The sequence below is a fragment of the Novosphingobium sp. UBA1939 genome (assembly GCF_002336885.1).
Classification (GTDB): Bacteria; Pseudomonadota; Alphaproteobacteria; order Sphingomonadales; family Sphingomonadaceae; genus Novosphingobium.
The window spans coordinates 3,367-21,164 of the sequence record NZ_DDFB01000106.1 but is presented as its reverse complement, the minus strand read 5'-3'; the positions used below and the strand labels follow the sequence as shown (position 1 = coordinate 21,164).

At 66.7% G+C, this 17,798-nt stretch carries 13 protein-coding genes; 4 read left to right on the top strand and 9 right to left on the bottom strand.

All coding sequences use genetic code 11. From position 1 onward, the window contains the following. Positions 1–55: 55 nt before the first annotated feature. The 8 genes from atzF to B3547_RS13325 are packed head-to-tail and all read right to left on the bottom strand — an operon-like array spanning position 56 to position 10,149. Positions 56–1,825, bottom strand: coding sequence for an allophanate hydrolase (atzF, locus tag B3547_RS13360; protein WP_292963927.1), 1,770 nt, complete (start codon positions 1,823–1,825; stop codon positions 56–58). Further along, a complete protein-coding gene (gene uca, locus B3547_RS13355; RefSeq protein ID WP_292963925.1) occupies positions 1,822–5,424 on the bottom strand; it encodes an urea carboxylase in 3,603 nt (1,200 codons plus the stop codon). The genes atzF and uca overlap by 4 nt, the downstream gene beginning before the upstream one ends. Further along, the gene (locus tag B3547_RS13350; RefSeq protein ID WP_125953558.1) at positions 5,421–6,056 is read right to left on the bottom strand and encodes an urea amidolyase associated protein UAAP2; all 636 of its coding nucleotides are present in this window, start codon (positions 6,054–6,056) and stop codon (positions 5,421–5,423) included. The genes uca and B3547_RS13350 overlap by 4 nt, the downstream gene beginning before the upstream one ends. A gap of 16 nt (positions 6,057–6,072) precedes the next feature. Continuing rightward, the gene (locus tag B3547_RS13345; protein WP_292963922.1) at positions 6,073–6,897 is read right to left on the bottom strand and encodes an urea amidolyase associated protein UAAP1; all 825 of its coding nucleotides are present in this window, start codon (positions 6,895–6,897) and stop codon (positions 6,073–6,075) included. Beyond that, positions 6,894–7,418, bottom strand: a complete 525-nt coding sequence (locus B3547_RS13340) for a CopG family ribbon-helix-helix protein (protein ID WP_292963920.1) — start codon at positions 7,416–7,418, stop codon at positions 6,894–6,896. Before B3547_RS13340 ends, B3547_RS13345 begins: the two co-directional genes overlap by 4 nt. Before the next feature lie 12 nt (positions 7,419–7,430). Next, on the bottom strand, positions 7,431–8,207 hold the full coding sequence (locus tag B3547_RS13335; RefSeq protein ID WP_125953555.1) for an ATP-binding cassette domain-containing protein: 777 nt from the start codon (positions 8,205–8,207) through the stop codon (positions 7,431–7,433). Continuing rightward, entirely contained in the window at positions 8,204–9,019 is an 816-nt protein-coding gene (locus tag B3547_RS13330; protein ID WP_292963916.1) for an ABC transporter permease, read from the bottom strand. The genes B3547_RS13335 and B3547_RS13330 overlap by 4 nt, the downstream gene beginning before the upstream one ends. 44 nt (positions 9,020–9,063) lie before the next feature. Then, the gene (locus B3547_RS13325; RefSeq protein ID WP_292963914.1) at positions 9,064–10,149 is read right to left on the bottom strand and encodes a putative urea ABC transporter substrate-binding protein; all 1,086 of its coding nucleotides are present in this window, start codon (positions 10,147–10,149) and stop codon (positions 9,064–9,066) included. A 230-nt stretch (positions 10,150–10,379) separates the two neighbouring features. On the opposite strand from B3547_RS13325, the gene B3547_RS13320 reads away from it, so the two are divergent. From B3547_RS13320 to B3547_RS13305, 4 genes are all read left to right on the top strand, one after another. Beyond that, a complete protein-coding gene (locus B3547_RS13320; protein WP_125953552.1) occupies positions 10,380–12,923 on the top strand; it encodes a TonB-dependent receptor in 2,544 nt (847 codons plus the stop codon). Positions 12,924–13,003: 80 nt separating this feature from the next. After that, entirely contained in the window at positions 13,004–14,092 is a 1,089-nt protein-coding gene (locus tag B3547_RS13315) for an MBL fold metallo-hydrolase (RefSeq protein WP_292963911.1), read from the top strand. 35 nt (positions 14,093–14,127) lie between these two features. Beyond that, a complete protein-coding gene (locus tag B3547_RS13310; protein ID WP_292963909.1) occupies positions 14,128–15,126 on the top strand; it encodes an MBL fold metallo-hydrolase in 999 nt (332 codons plus the stop codon). Positions 15,127–15,181: 55 nt separating this feature from the next. Further along, a complete protein-coding gene (locus B3547_RS13305; protein ID WP_292963907.1) occupies positions 15,182–16,174 on the top strand; it encodes a DUF2891 domain-containing protein in 993 nt (330 codons plus the stop codon). Between the two features lies 1 nt (position 16,175). Here B3547_RS13305 and B3547_RS13300 read toward each other — a convergent pair. Then, the coding region (locus tag B3547_RS13300; RefSeq protein WP_292963905.1) for an efflux RND transporter permease subunit at positions 16,176–17,798 on the bottom strand (1,623 nt) is incomplete at its 5' end.

Below are 17,798 nucleotides of genomic sequence, written 5' to 3'. Positions count from 1 at the left end.
CGAGGGAGAGGGTTGGGAGAGGGGCAAGCGCTGCGTCAGCCCCTCTCAACTCCGGCTAGAGGCTCGCGATGTAGGCGCGCCAGCCACCCAGGTGGGTGATGTCGGTCGCCCCGTCCATCGCGCGTGGTTCGGCGACGAAACCCTTCACGCTGCTGCCGTCGGCCAGCGTCACCGTGCCGATCGCGAGCGGAGGCACCACTTCAGCCACGAAGCTGCCGAAGGCGGCGACATCGAGTTCATAGACCTCGACCGCGATTGCCGCGCCATCGGCGTTGTGCACCAGTGCGGGCTTGGGCGGCACGCTGTCGGCGATGGCATAGAGCCGGTACGTGGGCGCCGTTTCGAACGCGCCGACGAAAGCGGCCTCGCGCGAGGTAAGCTGCCAGTGCAGCGGCATGTCTTTGAGATGGGCGCCGACGACGGCGAGTTTCACGGTCTGCATTCGTCCCTCCAGATCGAGCGGCGGTGGCGGCGGCAAGTCGGCGGCCGCCAGGTAGTCGTTGGCCAGCGTCAAAAGACCCTGATCGGTATCGGCCGGCCCGATCAGCGTGATCCCGAAGCCCGTTGCATTCGCGCGCGTACCGGCCGGCACGGCCACGGCGGCCATGTCGAGCAGGTTCACGAAGTTGGTATAGGCGCCGAGGTTGCTGTTGAGCGCGATCGGCGCCGCCAGCAGTTCCGCCACGCGATAGGTCGTGCCGGTAGTGGGGAAGGCCAGCACGTCGATGGCGTCCCACATCAGGTCGGCCTGTCGCTTCAGCGCCGCCAGGCGATAGATGCCGTTGAACAGTTCGACCGCGCCGATGCCGCGCCCCGGTTCGACGACCTTGCGCACCGTCTCGTCCACCGCTTCCGGATCGCTGGCGAGAATGCCGGCGATGGCGGCGGTGCGTTCGGCCACCCAGGGGCCACCATAGAGAAGCTGCGCCGCTTCCTGCAGCGGCGTGATATCGATCTCCACGATCTCACCCAGCGTGCGGAGCTTTTCGAGCGCGCGGTCGTAAAGGTATTCGGATTCGGCATCGCCAAACCACAGGCGCTGCGCCCGGCGAGGCACGCCGATGCGCGCGCGGCCCACCGGGCGATCGGCCAGCGGCTTGGAATAGGGATCGGCGGCATCGAAGCCCGCCACCACGGCATCGATCAGGGCCGCGCCCGCGATGTCATCGGTAAACGCGGTGATGCAATCGATCGTGCGGCAGGCGGGAACAAGGCCGCGTGTGCTCCACCGCCCCTTGCTGGGCTTGAACCCGACGAGATGGTTGAACGCGGCGGGCACGCGGCCCGATCCGGCGGTGTCGGTGCCGAGCGCGAAGGGCACCAGCCCCGCCGCGACGACGACCGCCGAACCCGAACTCGATCCGCCGCTGACATAGGCGAGGTTATGCACATTGCGCGGAATGCCATAGGGCGTGCGCGTGCCGACAAGGCCGGTGGCGAACTGATCGAGGTTGGTCTTGCCGACGCAGATCGCGCCGGCCGCCGTCAGCCGCGCGGCAACGTCCGACGAACCATCGGGGCGATAGGCGAACGCGGGGCAGCCGGCTGTCGTCTCGAAGCCGGCGACATCGATGTTGTCCTTCACCGCAAAGGGCACGCCCGCCAGCGGCAGCGTTTCGCCTGCCGCGACGCGGGCGTCCACCGCACGCGCGGCTTCGCGCAGCGCCTCGGGATCGGCGCGGATGATCCAGGCCTGCGGTTGCACCGCATCGTAGGCGGCGATGCGCGCCAGCGTGTCTTCCATCACGGCGAGCGCGCTGGTTTCTCCGCTGGTGATAGCGGCGGCGGTGGCGGCAACGCCGCGCCGGGCGAACGACACGCTCATGCCAGCGGGCTCAGCGCCAGCATCGGCGCACCGGGCAGCAGCGATTGCCGCTCCTCGAGATAGAGCGCGGCCACCGTGCCCGCGCCGGGGCTTTCGACCGGGCATTCCATTTTCATCGCTTCGATCACCGCGATCGTATCACCGGCTTCCACCGTGTCGCCGGGGGCGACCAGCAGCTTCCACACCACACCGCCGAACGGTGCCTCGATCACGTCGGCGCCATCGGGAACCTCGATGGCAACGGCGGACTCCGCTCCACTGTCCTGATCGGTCAGGTCGGTCACCCGGTCGAATTCGCCGATGCGCTGCCATTCGGCGCGTTCCGCATCGAAGGCCGCCTGTCGTTGCGCCTCGAACGACGCGATCGTATCGGCGTTATCGCGCAGGAACGCGCGATAGTCGGCGAGCCGAAACTCCGATTCCTCGACCTGGATGGACCGGCGCCCGCTGGGGAAATCCCGGCGCCAGTCGGCCAGTTCCTCGGCGCTCACCTTGAAGAAGCGGATCTGGTCGAAGAAGCGCAGCAGCCAGGGCTTGCCGGCCTCGAACGCATCTGTCTCGCGGTGCGTGTTCCACACCTGGATGGTGCGGCCGAACAGCTGGTATCCGCCCGGTCCCTCCATGCCGTAGATGCACATGTAGGCGCCGCCGATGCCGACCACGTTGGGCGGGGTCCAGGTGCGCGCGGGATTGTACTTGGTCGTGACCAGCCGGTGCCGGGGATCGACCGGCGTTGCCACCGGCGCGCCCAGATAGACATCGCCCAGGCCTAGCACGAGGTAGCTGGCGTCGAAGATCACCTGCTCGACCGCGTCGGCATCGGACAGGCCGTTGACGCGGCGGATGAATTCGATGTTGTCCGGGCACCATGGCGCATCGTCGCGCACGGCGGCCATGTACTTCTCGATCGTCTCGATCGTGGCGGGATCGCGCCAGCTCAGCGGCAGGTGGACGATGCGCGATGGCACCGCGAAATCCTCCAGATCGCCCAGCCGCTCCTCCGCGTCGATCAGCGCGGCCAGCGCGGCGCCCTGGTCCAGCCGGACCCCATCGAAATGGAACTGGAGCGAACGGATGCCGGGCACGATGTCGATCACACCGGGCAGCGCCATCCGCTCCAGCTCCACCATCAGCGCGTGGACACGGATGCGCAACTCGATGTCGAGCACGATCGGGCCGTATTCGACCAGGATGTTGCGATCGCCCTGCTGGCGATAGACGGTGCGCGGGCGCTCGCCCTTCGCCGGCAGATCGGCCAGGATCGGCGAAAGATCGACGATAGCCCGCGCGGCGGCCGGCGCCGGCGCCGTGCCGCTGGCGACGAGCGCACGCTGCGCCGCGTCGGCCTTGGTCGCGTCCTCGATCGTCACGGGGCGGAAGCACAGGCGATCGCCGGGCGCGAGTTGCCCGATCTTCCAGCGGTCCGCCGCGATCACCACGAACGGGCAGACGAAACCGCCGAGCGAGGGGCCATCAGGCCCGAGGATGATCGGCATGTCGCCGGTGAAATCCACCGCGCCGATGGCATAGGGATTGTCGTGGATGTTCGACGGGTGCAGCCCCGCCTCGCCCCCGTCGGCGCGGGCCCATTGCGGTTTGGGGCCGACCAGCCGCACGCCGGTGCGGTTGCTGTTGTAATGGACCTGCCATTCCGCCGCCAGGATGGTGTCGATGTCCCCGTCGGTGAAGAAGTCCGGCGCGCCGTGCGGGCCGTAGAGCACGCGCAGCGTCCATTCCTTCGCCAGATCGGGCAGCGGCGCGGCGGGAAGGGCATCGCCCGTGGCCGCGCCCGCCGGATGCAGCGTATCACCCGCCAGCAGCCGGCGCGCGGCATGGCCGCCGAACTGGCCCAGTTCGAACGTGCTGCGGCTGTCGAGATAGGGCGGCACGTCCAGCCCGCCCGCGATCAGGATATAGCCGCGCAGCCCGCCGCCGGTGACGCGGCCGAACGCCAGCGTCTGCCCGGCCGCGATGTCGATCGCCACGCCGCGCTCGACCGGGACGCCATCAAGGCGTGCCTTGAAGTCTGCCCCCATCAGGCAGATGCGCGCGGGCGCGTTGAACAGCAGGATCGGCCCGGTGATGGTCATTTCCAGCCCGGCCGTGTCTTCGGGATTGCCGAGCAGGCGGTTGCCGAGGCGGAACGACTGGTCGTCCATCGGGCCGGATGGCGGCACGCCGATGGCCCAAAGACCTTGCCGGCCTGGCCAGTCCTGCACCGTGGTTGCAGTGCCGCCGCTGATCACGCGGATGCCGCGCGGGCCGAAGTTCAGCCCGTCGAGCAGGCGGGTGGAAACATCGCCGGCCACGAACGGGGCCGCGCGCACCACATCGCGCAGCCAGCGCAGGTTGGTCTCGATTCCGTCGACGCGGCTGGCGTCGAGCGCCTGTTGCATCGCGGTGACCGCCTCGGCCCGCGTGGGGGCGTGGACGATCAGCTTGGCGAGCATCGGATCGTACCACGCGCTGACCGTGGTGCCCGCCATGCACCATGTTTCGGCGCGAATATCCCCGGGGAAACTTACCGCGGTGAGCGTGCCGGATGTCGGGCGATAATCGAGCGCAGGGTCTTCGGCATAGAGGCGCACCTGGATGGCGTGCCCCTTGGGTTGCGGCGCCGGCGCATCGAGCATCGCGAAATCGCCGGCCGCGCCGCGGATCATCCATTCGACCAGGTCGATACCCATGACCTCTTCGGTCACGCCGTGTTCGACTTGCAGGCGCGTGTTCATCTCCAGGAAGAAGAACCGCTCGCGTTCGGCATCGTAGAGGAACTCGACCGTGCCGGCCGACTTGTAGTTCGCCGCCTCGCCCAGCCGGACGGCGGCGGCGATCAGTTCGGCGCGCACGCTGGCGGGCAGGTTCGGCGCCAGCGCCTCCTCCACCACCTTCTGGTTGCGCCGCTGGAGCGAACAGTCGCGCTCGCCCAGCGCCATGATCCGGCCTGTGCCATCGCCGAAGATCTGCACTTCGATATGGCGCGCGCGGCCGACGTAGCTTTCCAGGAACACGCCGGCATCGCCGAAGTTGCCTTCGCCCAGCCGGGCCACGGCGGCGAAGCCCTGCCGCACGGCGTCGTCGTCCTCGCACACGCGCATGCCGATGCCGCCGCCACCGGCCGTGGCTTTCAGCATGACCGGGTAACCGATCTCGCGCGCGGCCGCGATTGCCTCTTCCTCGTCCTGAAGCAGTTCGGTGCCCGGTGCCAGCGGCACGCCATGGTCGCGCGCCAGCGCGCGCGCGCTGTGCTTGAGGCCGAAGGTGCGAATGTTGTCGGGGTTCGGCCCGATGAAGGCGATGCCGGCCGCCGCGCAGGCTTCGGCGAATTCGGCGTTTTCGGCCAGGAAGCCATAGCCGGGATGGATCGCGCCCGCGCCCGTTGCCTTGGCCGCCGCCAGGATCGCGGCGACGTTGAGATAGCTTTCCGCCGCCGGTGCCGGGCCGATGCAGACCGCTTCGTCGGCTTGCGACACATGGAGCGACGCCACGTCGGCGTCCGAATAGATGGCGACCGACTTCAGCCCCATGCGGCGCAGGGTGCGGATGATCCGGGTGGCGATGGCGCCCCGGTTCGCGATCAGGACAGTATCGAAGCTCATGCCGCCACGATCATCCGTACCGGCGTCGGGTTGAACGCGTTGCAGGGATTGTTGATCTGCGGGCAGTTGGACACGACCACCGTCACGTCCATTTCCGCGCGCAGGTCCACCGTAAGCCCCGGCGCCGAAATCCCGTCGACGATGCCCAGCGCGCCATCGGCTTCGACGGGAACGTTCATGAAGAAGTTGATGTTCGAAACGATGTCGCGCTTGCTGCGCCCTTCGATCAGGTTCGCCTCAAGGAAGTTCTCGACGCAGGCGTGCTGCGCCTTGGTGTGGTGGCCATAGCGCAGGGTGTTGGATTCGCACGAACACGCCCCGCCGATGGTGTCGTGGTAATCGACCGAGGTGCCGGTGATGACCATCATCGGCCGCCCCTCGTTGGATCGCAGCACCGTTCCTTCCCGCAGGAACAGGTTGCCCTGCGCCGCGACGGTATCCTGCGCGCTGTAGCGTTCGGCATCGTCGGCGGTGGCATAGAGCAGGAAATCGACCGCCTGGTTGCCTTCCAGATCGACGATCCGCAGCGTTTGCCCGGCCGCGACATGATGCAGCCACGGCGCGCGCGACGGCACGATTTCGTCATGCACGATGGTGCCGGGAAGCCCGGTGGTATGGGGGTCGTCGCTCATGCTGGCGAATTCCTTGCTAGCGGCGGTAGTAATCTTCGACGTTGAGGAAGGCGCGCAGGCCTTCCGGCGTCGCGTTGCGGATCGCGTCGTCCGTGGGCGTTGCCGGGCCGCGCCAGGCCGAAAGGCGCAGCGGGGTCACGGTCCAGTCCGGCCGCGGATCGAGCACGTGCGGACAGTTCGCGATGACCACGATCACGTCCATCTCGGCCCGCAGCAGCACGGTGCGGCCGGGATCGTAGGGGCCGACCAGCGGCGTGATCGCGCCGTCGGCCTCGATCCGCGTGCCCTTGAACAGGTTGATGCAGGGGTGGACATCGCGCCGGCCAAGGCCGTGCTTCGCCGCGCCCAGTAGCAGGCGGTCGCGCCCGTTGGGGAAGGCGCCGCTGTTGCGGCCTTCGCCGTAGCGGGCGCTGTTGGTAGCTGCGTTGGAGGTGCCGCAGAACGCATCGTGCGTTCCGGCGTCGTCCTCGACGATGCTCATCAGCACCCGGCCCATGTCCGACAGCAGCAGCTTGCCCGCGCCCAGGTAGGCGTTCCACTGGACCTTGACCGTATCGGCGACGTTGAGCCGTTCGGTCGGCAGTTCGGCGTTGAAGACCATCAGCGAGGCACAGGCATCGCCGCGCAGGTCGATCAGGCGCAGGCGCGTGCCGCGTGCAAGCCGGCGCGTGGCATAGCCGCCGGCGGCCATCACTTCTTCCCACAGCAGATCGTCGGCAGGGACACCGGCGGGGAGGTCTTCGGCAACCGGCGGAAGCACCGGCATCGCTTCCACTTTCGTGCCACCCATGGCCCGCGCGTGATCGCGCGCGGCGAGCGGATCGGCCAGCGCGGCGCTCATGCGGCCGCTCCCTTGCGCGCGCCGCGTGGCGCCTTGTGTTCCCGCGCGCCGTTGCCCTCCGCCTCGATGTCATCCTGTTCGTACAGCGGCGGAAGCAGGGCGGTCGTCGTGACCAGTTCGAGCTGGTGGACACCGCGAATGCCGCGCAGCGCATCGCACAGCGCCTTCAGCCGCACCGCCGGCCCCTGCACGAGCAGGACTTCGAGCGACTGATCGTCTTCGAGGAAGACGTGCTGCGAGGAAATCACTTCCTTGAGATAGTCGGCCTGCGTCTGGGCGAGCTGGTGCCGCACGCGTCCGCGATCGCCGCGATAGACCAGCGTGATCGTGCCGGCGAGCATTTCGTCGGGCCGGGTGAGGGCTTCATGCTCGGCCAGGGCGTGGCGAATCAGTTCGGCGATCAGCTGGGAACGCGACGGCAGGCCGCGTTCCTCCACCATCACGTCAAGCTGGCGGAAGAGTTCCGCCGGAAGGCTCATGCTGAGCCGGGCGAGGTTGGCGAGAGGAGGCTCGGTGCTCATGACGCAGGTCTCTCAATTATTACTAACTTGGTCAAGTGTAATACTCTCGTCGTTCGTCGGAACCGGACGAGGCTTCAGTCGCAGGTCGTAAACAGCGGTCGCGCCAAAGCGGTGCGGGGCGTGCGGATCGATCCGGCGCTTGTCGAGCGTGAGCACGCGCGTACCCAGCGCGAACGCCTCGCGCAGGTCGTGCGTGACCATCAGGATGGTCAGCGAATAGTCCCGCCACAATTGCGTGATGAGAGCGTGCATATCGGCGCGGATGCCCGGATCGAGCGCGCCGAAGGGTTCGTCGAGCAGCAGGATGCGCGGGCGCTTGATCAGCGCTTGCGCAATGGCCAGCCGTTGCTGCATCCCCCCCGACATCTGCGCCGGCAGCAGGTTCAGACTGTCGCCCAGGCCGACCGCGGCGAGCATCGCCTCCGCTTCGGCGGCGGCGGCGCGGCGTCGCGCACCGAACAACCGCGCGGTGAAGGGTGCTTCCGCGCATTCCAGCCCGAACATGACGTTGCGCAGGGCGGAGAGGTGCGGGAACACGGAATAGCGCTGGAACACCACGCCGCGATCCGGCCCGCATTCGGGCGCCAGCGGCACGCCATCGAGCAGGATCGAGCCGCGCGTGGGCCGCTCCTGCCCGAGAACGACGCGCAGCAGGCTGCTCTTGCCCGCGCCGGACGGGCCGATGATCGAGACGAAGGAACCGGCCTCGATGTCGAGGTTCACCCGTTCGAGCACGACCTTGTCGCCGTATTCGACCCACAGGTCGCGCAGGCTGAGAAGCACGCTCAATGTCCGGCTCCATGTGCCCAGGGGTAAAGGCGGTGGCTGAGCTTCACCAGCGCCACGTCCATCACGATCGCCAGCAGCGCGATCCACGCGACATAGGGCAGGATGATATCCATCGACAGGTAGCGGCGGACGAGGAAGATGCGGTACCCCAGCCCGACATCGGAGGCGATCGCCTCGGCCGAAATCAGGAACACCCATGCCGGCCCCAGCGAAAGGCGCACCGCCTGGATCAGGCGCGGCATCGCCTGCGGCAGGGCCACGCGCTGCATCAGTTGCCAGCTGCTCGCGCCCAAGGTCTGCGCCTTGATGATCTGTTCGCGGGGCAGGCTGGCGACGTGGGCGGCGATGTCGCGGATCATGAACGGGGCGATCCCGACCACGATCAGCGCGACCTTGGCGGTTTCGCCCAGGCCGAAGGCTATGAACAGGATCGGCAGCAGCGCGATCGGCGGGATCACCGCGATGCCGGTCACCAGCGGCCCGAACGTGACGCGCACCGGGGGCAACACGCCCAGCACCAGCCCGACGAGCAGAGCCGAGACGGTGGAGATGGCGAGTCCCAGCCCGAGGCGTTGCAGGCTGGCCAGTGTATCGGCCCAGAACACGATCTGTCCTGAAAGCGCGTCCGGCTCGCTCAGCAGCCCGGACATGGCTTCCACCATGCCGCCCGGCAGCGGCAGGATCTTGTCCGAAGGGTTGGCGGCATGGCGGCTGGCGGCCATGAACAGATAGAAGATGATCAGGATCACGACCGGCGCGGCGCCTAGCAGCACGCGATTGCCCGGCCGGATCTGGCGGTTCACCCAGCGCATGGGACCTCTACTTGGTTCGTACAGTCAACGGGCACCGAGGCGGCTCAAAGCTTGCCGTCGGCGGCCATTTTCATGAAGCTTTCATCGAAGCGCAGGGTTACATGCCCCGGATCGCCCAGGGTCTTGCCGCCGGGGAAGGCCATGCCCACCGCGTCGGCCGACTTCGCGCCCTGGCCGAACAGCCCCTTGGAGAAGCTGAAATCGCGCACGCGGGTCATCGTGGTGACCAGCGCCGGCGCGGACGTGGCCTCCACCGCTTCCTTGGGATCGGCATAGAGGTGCGTGGTCGCCAGCTGGCTATCGAACACCTCCGGCGTCGTCCCCGCCAGCTTGGCCATCGCCGCACGCGCGGCCTTGCCCTGTTCGTCCTGCCGCAGCATCAGCGCCGTCGTCTCGTACCAGATCGCGGTCAGCGCCTTGCCCAGGTTGGGATTGGCCTTGAGCGTCGCCGTATCCACCACCAGCAGATCGAGGATTTCGCCGGGAATTTTCGACGAATCGAACACCAGCTTGGCGTTCGGCTGCGCCTTCATCACCGAAAGTTGCGGATTCCACGCGACCGCCGCAGTCGCCTGCGGGCTGGCCCAGGCGCTGACGATGTCGGCGTCCGAGGTATTCACCGTCTTCACGTCGGTCAGTTGCAGCCCGATCGAATTGAGCGCGCGGGCGAGCAGGTAGTGGGACACCGACAGTTCGGCGAGATAGACCTGCTGTCCCTTGATCGCGGCCAGGTTGTCGGCGCCCTTGAGCACGATGCCGTCGTTGCCGTTGGAATAGTCCCCCATGATGAGCGAGGTGGTGTCCTTGCCGCCGGCGGCGGGAATGGTCAGCGCATCCATGTTGGCGACGGTCACGCCGTCCAGCTTGCCGGCGGTGTACTGGTTCACCGATTCGACGTAGTCGTTCACCTGAACGATGTTGATCTTCACGCCGTACTTGTCGGCCCACTTCTTCACGATGCCCGCTTGCTGCGCATAGGGCCAGGGCATCCAGCCGGCATAGATCGACCAGCCGATGTTAAACTCGGTCCGCGACTCGGCCTTCGTGCCACCCCCGGATGAGCAGGACGCGGCCAGCAAGGCCCCGGCCATAAGGGTGATCGTTCCAGCGACGCGAATCCGGTTCAGCATGAGTGAGACCCCTTTTTGCACTGCAACATTGCCGCATCGAAAGGCGTTTGTCTATGCGTCATTATTACCATTGCGCACTTTTGTAATATCACTGATTCTTCCCGCGTCGCGATCGGCCGCAGGAAGCCGAAGCATCCGCAGTTCCGGGAGAGAATGCCCCTGAGGCGCTCAGCCGCCGCCCATCTCATGGGGAGGAGGGCGGTAGGTCGTGGCAATTGGGGAGCCGCTACATGGTGCACAAGAACGCATTCCGCGCCGCCATCTTATCTGCAACCGCGCTCGTCGGAGTCTGGGGAACCCCCGGATTCGCACAGACCGCACCGGCCGAGGCATCGGCGGACAATCCGGCGGATCCGTCCGCGGAAGGTCTGGAGACGATCGTCGTCACCGGCACGCGCCGTTCGGTGAGCATCCAGGACGCGCCGGTGAACATCACGGCGCTGAGCGCCGAGCGGTTGAAGGAAAACAATGTCGTGGACGTCCGTGGCCTTGCCGCGTTTACGCCCGGGATTACCATTCAGGATACCGGCCCGCGCAACACGGGCACGATCGTCCTGCGCGGCCTTAACGCGACCGACACGTCGTCCTTCGGCAACAACGAAGACAGTGCTGTCGCAACCTATATCGGCGAAGTTCCGCTGTATCTTGATCTCAAGCTGCTGGACATCCAGCGCGTGGAAACGCTGCTCGGTCCTCAGGGCACGCTGTACGGGGCGGGCACGCTGGCGGGTGCGATCCGCTACATTCCGAACCGTCCCGATCCGAACAAGTGGGCCGGCACGGCCCATGGCAAGATCTACGCGGAAGCCCATTCTGGCAGCCCCGGTTTCCAGATGGATGGCACCGTCAATATTCCGATCATCCCGGGCAAGGTCGCCCTGCGATCGACGGTGGGTTACTTCAACGACCCCGGCTTCATCGACTATCCCTATTTGCTGAATCAGCCGGGCGTGTCGTTGCCACAACCGCAACCGTCCGGGGTCCGGTTTGGCCAGATCGGCACGCCGCGGGAGACGGCCGGAGCGGTTTCCTCGTTCTATGGGCCGATTGGCTCGGCCAGCCAGATTGCCGCCAACCTGCACACCTACAAGGATGCGAACTTCGAACACACGTTCACCACGCGCAACCAGTTGGGCTTGTTCCCTGTCGACGGCCTCAACATCTACCTGACGTATGCTCATCAGTCGACGTCCACCAACGGCCGGCAGGCCAACGGCGCGGGCGTGCTTGGAACGGACAAATACCAGGCCCCGTGGCGCTATCTGGAACCGTCTCACCGCAAGTCCGATCTGTTCGCGGGTGAAATCGAGGCAGAGCTTGGCAACATCGCGCAACTCGTGTCCTCGACGTCCTATTCGGTGCGCAAGATCGACAGCTCGTCCGACGTAACCGATCTGCTGCTCGATCTCGATTACAACTACGAACTCTTCCCGGCCTTCTCCGGCTTCACCGACCAGCACGTGAAATACAAGCAGTTCACCCAGGAAGTGCGCTTCGTTTCAACCCACGGCGGACCGTTCAGCTGGATCGTGGGCGGCTTTTACAACAGCTTGAAGTACCATTCGGACTATCAGGAAATCGTCCCGGGCCTTGGCGTCTATTATTTCGGTCCGAACATCTTCAACGCCAACTATCCGCGCGAAGTTGAATACGCCAGCATCGCCGACACGCGCACCACCGAAAAGGCGGTCTACGGCGAAGGCACTTTCAAGATCACCGACGCCTGGCAGGTAACGGCCGGCGGGCGCTATTTCGGGTATAACGCGCGTGTGCAAGGGGGTATCGCACTGCCGTTGCTGGGGGATGTCCCCACGATTGCCTACAACGGCTTGCTCAACGCGCAAGGCCAGCCTGACTACAAGCGCGCGAGCAAGAACGGTTTCATCTGGAAGTTCAACTCGTCGTACAAGTTCAGCCCGGACCTGATGGTCTATGCCACGGCTAGCAAGGGGTATCGCATCGGTGGCCCGAACCGCGTGGCGCCTTGTCCGGCGAACCTTGCCGATATCCAGAACGCCTGCGCCTTGCCGAATGAACTGTTCTATGGCCCTGACCAGACCTACAACAAGGAAATCGGCATCCGTTCGACGCTGTTCGGCGGCAAGTTCAACATCAATCTGGCCGCCTATCATATCCTGTGGAAGGGTATCCAGCTTGCCTCCGCCACCGTGAACGGCGCCAGTGGCATCACAGTCAACGGCGGCACGGCGGTTTCCAAGGGCGTCGAACTCACGTTCTGGGCAAAACCCACGCGGCGGCTGACGATCCAGGGCAACTACGCCTACACCGATGCCCACCTGACCGAGGATGTGCCGGCTTTGCTCGACTATCGCAATTTCCCGGGTAATCGCGATATGCCCGGCACCCGCCCCAAGTCCATCCGCATCGCCGCGCAGGCGGGCGATCGGCTGCCGGGCTCGATGCGGCATAGCGGCAGCCTGGGCGTTACCTATACCGCGCCGGCTCCGGGCGGCGAAATCGTGGCGAACTGGACGGCTACCTATGTCGGCGACATCGTGACCCGCCCGGGCGCGCGCGCCTATGGTGAAACGCTGCCGGACTACATCGTGAACCGCGCTTCGATTGCCTATCGCTTGAATGAAGGCTTTGAGGTCCGCCTCTATGCCGACAATATCTTCGACAAGTACGCGGTGACATCGGTGGGCAACGATCTCAGCCGCCGGACGATCAACGATTATACGGTCTCTCGTTACTACTCGAACAATGTCCTCACTCCTCGCAAGGTGGGTGTCGAGCTGACCAAGACGTTCTGAGCATCGCTCTGAACGTCGCAGCAGGGAGCGCGTCCGCATGGCGCGCTCCCTCGCACCCCGGCCATCCTTTGGGGCACTCCATGGAACCGAACAAAACCTACAACCCCGCGCTGTCGGGCAATCCGCAGTCCGCTACGGGCCGCGTCTATCCCAATGGCAATCCCGATCTGGGGTACAACCTGCCCGGTGCCCGCAACACCGACAGTGCGGTTCCGCTCCATCGCGGCAAGCCCGTGGTCCATGACTACGCGTGCGATGGTCCGGCGCCGGGCGCCATCGGCTTTCGCTGGACCTATGGTTCCAACGTCGCGGCGAAGAACCGCGATCCGCGCGTGCAGGTGATCCAGTACAACGAGGACACCTTCATCCTGCGCCAGAACGTGTGCGTCCACTGGGAAGCGCCGTTCACCTATCTGCTTTTCGGCAACAAGGGCGCGCTGCTGATCGACAGCGGCGCCACGGCTGAGGCCCACCTCTATCCGCTGCGCGAAACGGTCGACGCGATCATCGCCCGCATCGGGCAGGTGCGCGGCTGGCGCGACATTCCGCTGACCGTTGCCTGCACGTCGGGCGAGGACGTGGCGCAGAACCAGGGCCTGCGGCAATTCGCCGGGCGTCCCAGCACGACGATCGTGCCCACGCCGCTGGCGGTGATGAAGCAGCACTACGGCCTTGCCGCAAGCTGGCCCGCCGGCACCGGCCGGATCGACCTTGGCGGCCGCGTGATCGATGTGATCCCCACGCCGGGCACGCACAAGGACGGAGTCAGCTTCTACGATCCCTATTGCGATTTCCTGTTCACCGGCGACCTGTTGTTTCCCGGCAAGATCAACATTGCCAACGACAGGGACTTCCTCGCCTCGCTCGAACGGTTGAAGGCGTGGACCGCCAGCCATCCGGTCAAGTGGATCATGGGCGGCCACATCGAGATGATGTTCGTGCCGGGCAAGGCCTACCCCCGTTTCGCCACCTACAAGCCCTACGAGCGGGTGCTGGAAATGGTTCCGGCGGTGCTGGACGAGGCAATCCAGTATGCACGCGAGATCCAGGGGCACGACCGGATGCTGATCCGCCCGGACTTCATCCTGCTCAACAACGTCAGCCCGGATCAGCGCACGCTGGAATGGCCCGAAGGCGTGCCCAACATCAATCCGCCCCGGCCGTTCTGAAACGCCCTATCCCTTTTTCGACAAGGACGAGACCCATGGATCGTCGCACGTTCCTGACCACCTCCTCGGCCGCCGCGGTGCCGCTCGGGAGCATTGGCGCCGCAGGCCTTGCGCGGGCGGCCGCGCCGGCCACGCCGATCGACTTCAAGAGCAATCTTCCCGCGCCGGGCAGTTTCCCCGACCGGTGGATCTGCGGTTCCCCTTCGTGCATGGACAACACCGATCCGCCGGTGCAGGTCCACTGGTATAACCCGCACACCGCGATCCTGCGCCAGAACAAGGCCTACAGCTACGAAGCACCGTTCGCGCCGCTCTATTTCGGCAACGATCGCGTGCTGCTGCTCGACGAAGGCTTTGTCCAGTTGCGCAACGGCTGGGATTTGCGCGGCGTGGTCGATGGTTGCATCGCTGACTGGTGCAAGCGCAACGGGCGCGATCCCGCCAGCCTGGAATTGCTGGTGGCCTTCAGCCACCTGCACGCCGATCACTACGCGGCGACCAACCAGTTCGCCGACCGGCCCAACACGCGCTACATGGGCCTGACCCAGGAAGAGATGATGGGCTTCTGGGGCATGACCAATTTCCCCGAGGAGCGCGTGACGCTGGACCTGGGCGGGCGCGACATCCTGATCTGGGGATCGCCGGGCCACGTCATGTCCGAATTCGCGCATTACGATACCTACACCCAGATCCTCTACACCGGGGACATGTTCTATCGCGGGCGCTGCTACATCAGCTTCTGGCAGCCGTGGTTCGACAGCATGAAGCGCCTGATCGACTTCTGCGACACGCACCCGGTCAGCCACGTGATGGGGTGCCACGTCGAAATCAGCAAGGACGGGCAGGACTATGCCTATGGCATGACCTACCAGCCCGACGAGGCGCCGGTGCAGATGACCGTGCAGCAACTGCGCGAAGCGTTCGAGTACGCCAAGACGATCACCAAGCCGGGCATCTATTTCACCGGCACCGTGTTTCTGTGCAACCAGACGCGCGGCACCACCACGATCGACCAGAATCCCTATCGCTATTGACGCGCGGGGCCATCGGCTGGCCGGCGGTGTGGTCTTGCGGTAGTGCTGGTAGCGCATGACCACGCTGACGCAGGATACCGCCGCCGGTTTCGTCCGGCTCACGCTGGGCCATCTGGGCCGGCCATACCCGTTCAAGATGGATCTCGTCCTGAACGGGCCGGAGGACGCCCGGCCCCCGGCCGATCATCACCCGATCTTCCACGGCAGCTTCGACTGGCACAGTTGCGTCCACGGCTGGTGGCAGGTGATGCGGCTGGCGCGGCTCTATCCCGCCATGCCCGAAGCCGCCGCGGTCCGGGCAAGGGCCGATGCCATGCTGGTGCCCGAAAAGGTCACAGGCGAACTGGCCTATCTCCAGCGGCCCGGCGCGGCGGGGTTCGAACGGCCCTATGGCTGGGCGTGGCTGCTGGCGCTGCACGACGAACTGACGCAGCACGAAGCCCCCTGGGCCACCGCCGTGGAGCCACTGGCACGTGCCTTCGCTACTCGCTTTCACGCGTTTCTGCCTAAACTGACGTATCCGATCCGCGTGGGCACGCATTTCAACATCAGCTTTGCGCTTGTGCTGGCGCATCGCTGGGCGGCCGCGCACGATCCGGCCCTGCGCGCGCGGATCGAGGCCCGCGCGCGCGACTGGTTCCTTGACGATCGCGATTGCCAGGCCTGGGAACCGGGCGGGGACGAATTCCTCTCGCCCGCACTGGCCGAGGCGCTGCTGATGAGCCGGGTGCTCGACCGCGATGCTTTCGCGGTCTGGTTCGCCGCGTTCCTGCCGCGTGCCGAACAAGGCCAGCCCGGCACGCTGTTCACGCCCGCGCTGGTATCGGACCGCAGCGACGGCAAGATCGCGCATCTGGACGGGTTGAATCTCAGCCGCGCATGGTGCTGGCGCGCGATCGGCGCGGCGCTGGCGCCGCATCCGCTGGCGCCGCTGATCGCGCAAACGATCGACGACCATCTCGCCGCCAGCCTGCCGCACGTTGCCGGCGACTACATGGGTGAGCACTGGCTGGCGACGTTCGCCCTGCTGGCGCTCGCCGGCGATTAGCTCAGGCGGCAGGCGGCTTTTCGGGGCCGTACCGCCAGCGCCAGATCAGCGCCGGCAACAGCAGCAGCGACAGCACCAGCGACGTTGCGAGCCCGCCCAGAATGACGAGCGCCATCGGCCCCTGAACCTCGCGCCCGGATTGCCCGCTCTCCCACGCCAGCGGCGCCAGCGCGAACGCGGTGACCAGCGCGGTCAGGACGATCGGCGTCACCCGTTCGCGCGTCGCGCGCAGCACGGTCTCCATCGTCCACGGCAGGCCATCGCGGGCAACGAGTTCGTCGACATGCGCGACCAGCAGGATCGCGTTGCGCGCGGATATGCCGAACAGGGTGATGAACCCGACCAGCGAGCCTAGCGAGATCACGCCCCCGGTCAGCGCCACCGCCAGCACGCCCCCGGCCATCGCCAGCGGCATCCCGGCCAGGATGAGCAGCGCCGGGCGCAGACCGCCGAACGCCACGACCAGCAGGATCACCATCGCCACGGCGGTGAACAGGACATGGCTGCCCAGCTGGTGGGCCGCCTTGGCCTGCCCTTCCGCCGCCCCGGCCCAGGACAGGAACACGCCGGGGGGCAGGTGGACAGTGCGCGCGATCCGGGCTTTCGCGGCGGCGACAAAACCGGAGACATCGCCCCCGGTCACGTTCGCCGTCACCACCTGACGGCGTTGCCCGCCCTCATGCCCGATCGACAGGCGTTCGCTGCCCAGCGAGATCGTGGCGATGTCGGACAACCGCACCGCGCCGCCGCTGGCGGTGCGCACCAGCGTCTGCCCCAGTGCTTCGGGATCGCGGCGCTGGTCTTCGGGAACGGTGACCGCGACATCGACCGTCCGATCCGGCAGCGCCACCACGCCGGCCGGCTGGCCCGCGAACGTGGCGCGGATGGCATCGCCCGCGTCGGCCGCGCTCACGCCGCGCAGCGCCATGCGCGCCGGATCCAGCGTCACTCCCAGCATTGGCGTACCGGGATCGGTCTTCACGCGCACGTCCGCCGCCGTCGGCAAGGCGCGCACCTGTGCGGCGATCGCTGCGGCGACCCGGTCGAGCGTATCGAGATCGGCGCCGTGAACGCTGATCGAGACGGCGGCGGTCTCGCCCGAAAGCGATTCGCTGATGCGGTCGCCCAGGAACGTCGTCACCTCGCTCTGGAGCGCCGGCGTATCGGACAGAACCTTGCGCATCCGCGCCAGCGCGCGATCCTCTCCCGCCCCGCCGACGTCGGGCTTCAGCCGGACGTGGAACTCGCCCCGGTGCGGAGGCCAGGTGTCCTCGCCCGCTTCGGCCCGGCCGATCTGCTCCTCCACGCTCAGCACTTCGGGAATGGCCAGCAGCCCGCGCGAAATCCGCTCGCCCGTCGCGCGCATCCAGTCGAACGAGGCGCCCGCCGGACCGCTGACCTGGAGCACGTAGTGCCGTTCGCGGAACGAGGGCAGCAGTTCGGCCCCGAACGAAAGCGCGCCGGCCAGCGCAACCGCGCCGAGCAGGCCAATCGCCAGCGCCGCGCTGGCCGGCCTTTGCATGAGCCGGACGACAAGACCTTCGTGCCGCTGCTTGAAGCGGTGCAGGAACGCCGGTTCGGGCCGGGGCTCGTGCCCGTGCAGGAACAGCAGCGCCAACGCTGG

What these genes read in the sequence shown, in the direction of transcription:
- B3547_RS13345 (WP_292963922.1), bottom strand. Translation starts at nt 6,897, where the DNA reads ATGAGCGCCGCGCTGGCCGATCCGCTCGCCGCGCGCGATCACGCGCGG.
- uca (WP_292963925.1), bottom strand. Translation starts at nt 5,424, where the DNA reads ATGAGCTTCGATACTGTCCTGATCGCGAACCGGGGCGCCATCGCCACC.
- atzF (WP_292963927.1), bottom strand. Translation starts at nt 1,825, where the DNA reads ATGAGCGTGTCGTTCGCCCGGCGCGGCGTTGCCGCCACCGCCGCCGCT.
- B3547_RS13320 (WP_125953552.1), top strand. Translation starts at nt 10,380, where the DNA reads ATGGTGCACAAGAACGCATTCCGCGCCGCCATCTTATCTGCAACCGCG.
- B3547_RS13325 (WP_292963914.1), bottom strand. Translation starts at nt 10,149, where the DNA reads ATGCTGAACCGGATTCGCGTCGCTGGAACGATCACCCTTATGGCCGGG.
- B3547_RS13315 (WP_292963911.1), top strand. Translation starts at nt 13,004, where the DNA reads ATGGAACCGAACAAAACCTACAACCCCGCGCTGTCGGGCAATCCGCAG.
- B3547_RS13350 (WP_125953558.1), bottom strand. Translation starts at nt 6,056, where the DNA reads ATGAGCGACGACCCCCATACCACCGGGCTTCCCGGCACCATCGTGCAT.
- B3547_RS13330 (WP_292963916.1), bottom strand. Translation starts at nt 9,019, where the DNA reads ATGCGCTGGGTGAACCGCCAGATCCGGCCGGGCAATCGCGTGCTGCTA.
- B3547_RS13305 (WP_292963907.1), top strand. Translation starts at nt 15,182, where the DNA reads ATGACCACGCTGACGCAGGATACCGCCGCCGGTTTCGTCCGGCTCACG.
- B3547_RS13340 (WP_292963920.1), bottom strand. Translation starts at nt 7,418, where the DNA reads ATGAGCACCGAGCCTCCTCTCGCCAACCTCGCCCGGCTCAGCATGAGC.
- B3547_RS13310 (WP_292963909.1), top strand. Translation starts at nt 14,128, where the DNA reads ATGGATCGTCGCACGTTCCTGACCACCTCCTCGGCCGCCGCGGTGCCG.